General features: G+C 56.1%; 1 protein-coding gene. It reads left to right on the top strand.

Annotated elements, in window-relative coordinates:
• A partial coding sequence (locus HMPREF2996_RS10415) for an IS3 family transposase (RefSeq protein ID WP_246823028.1) occupies window positions 1-595 on the top strand: 595 nt, incomplete at both ends.

Below are 595 nucleotides of genomic sequence, written 5' to 3'. Positions count from 1 at the left end.
AAAGAAGCGGAACTAAACCCAGGACGCTTCATGCCTTTGTCCCAGTGACTACAATCCAAGCCAAGCGTAAGTCAACTCTTCCTGACCTGGTCAAGCGCATGTTTGATACTGGTGAGCTCAACCGAGTGTGGATGTCAGATATTACCTACTTGCGCACCGGTGAGGGCTGGTTGTATTTGTGCGCGGTCCGCGACGGTCATTCCCGCAGAGTGCTGGGCTGGGCTATGGATAGCGTTCAAGACACACACCTGGTCGAACGGGCCCTGCGGATGGCGCATACACTGCGCGGTGATGTTCCTGATGGGCTGGTGTTTCACGCTGACCGTGGAACGCAATTTACCAGTGAGAAGCTCTGGGAGGTCTGCAGCAGACTGGGCATTGCTCAGTCTGTGGGGCGTACTGGTGTGTGCTTCGATAACGCGATGGCTGAGTCGTTCTGGTCGACGCTAAAGACTGAATTCTACGACCGTAAGCGATGGACAACCCGTGATGCTGCACGCAAGGCCGTTGCCTACTGGATTGAAGTCGTCTACAACCGTCGGCGCCGGCACTCTGCACTCGGAATGGTCAGCCCCGTCGACTTCGAGAACCACAC

Origin of the sequence: Corynebacterium sp. HMSC066C02 (assembly GCF_001814945.1) — a bacterium.
Classification (GTDB): domain Bacteria; phylum Actinomycetota; class Actinomycetes; order Mycobacteriales; family Mycobacteriaceae; genus Corynebacterium; species Corynebacterium aurimucosum.
This window is presented reverse-complemented; position numbering and strand designations above follow the sequence as displayed.